1 protein-coding gene is annotated in these 1031 nt (G+C 63.4%); it reads right to left on the reverse strand.

The window, feature by feature from the left end:
- Nucleotides 1-1031 (reverse strand): threonine ammonia-lyase, biosynthetic (gene ilvA, locus FQ705_RS15410; RefSeq protein ID WP_144142539.1); only part of this gene is annotated, 1031 nt, incomplete at both ends.

Below are 1031 nucleotides of genomic sequence, written 5' to 3' on the forward strand. Positions count from 1 at the left end.
ATGTGCTGCTTGGAGAGTTCGTCGAAAGTCAGGTCGACGGTCGCGAAACCGTGGGCTTCGAACGCGCCGGCAATCTGCGCCGACTCGCTGCGATTGCGGATCTGCACGCCCACGAAGATATGGGCGGAATTCGCATCTGCAATGCGGTAGTTGAATTCGGTGACGCTGCGTGTGCCGAGCAGTTCGCAGAAACGGCGGAAACTGCCCCGCTCTTCGGGGATGGTCACCGCGAACACGGCTTCGCGCGCTTCACCGACTTCGGCGCGCTCGGCAACGAAGCGCATGCGATCGAAGTTCATGTTCGCGCCCGACGTGATCGCGATCAGCGTCTGGTTTTCGATGCCTTCGCGCTCGGCATATTGTTTGGCGCCGGCAACGGCGAGCGAACCTGCGGGTTCGAGCACGCTGCGCGTGTCCTGGAAGACATCCTTGATCGCGGCGCAGAGTGCGTCGGTATTCACGAGCAGCACGTCGTCGAGATATTCGCTGCACAGGCGGAAGGTTTCTTCGCCGACCAGCTTCACCGCCGTGCCATCCGAGAACAGGCCGACTTCGTTCAGCGTGACCCGCTCACCCGCTTTCAGCGACGCGGCCATGGCGCACGAATCATCGGTCTGCACGCCGATCACCTTGATCTCGGGGCGCACTGCTTTCACATAGGCGGCCACACCCGCTGCCAACCCGCCGCCGCCGATCGGCACGAAGATCGCGTGAATCGGTCCCTGGTGCTGGCTGAGAATCTCCATCGCAACCGTGCCCTGGCCCGCGATCACATACGGATCGTCGAACGGATGCACGAAGGTCAAGCCCCGCTCTTCCTGCAACTTCACCGCATGGCCGTAGGCATCGCTAAACGACTCGCCGAACTGCACGATCTCGACCGTCGCCCCGCCATGCGCGCGCACCGCATCGACCTTCAGTTGAGGCGTCGTGACCGGCACCACGATAATCGCCTTCACGCCCATACGGGCCGCCGACAGCGCCACGCCCTGCGCATGATTGCCCGCCGACGCCGTAATCACGCCACGCGC

This window comes from Paraburkholderia sp. BCC1884 (assembly GCF_900996225.1).
Taxonomy (GTDB): domain Bacteria; phylum Pseudomonadota; class Gammaproteobacteria; order Burkholderiales; family Burkholderiaceae; genus Paraburkholderia.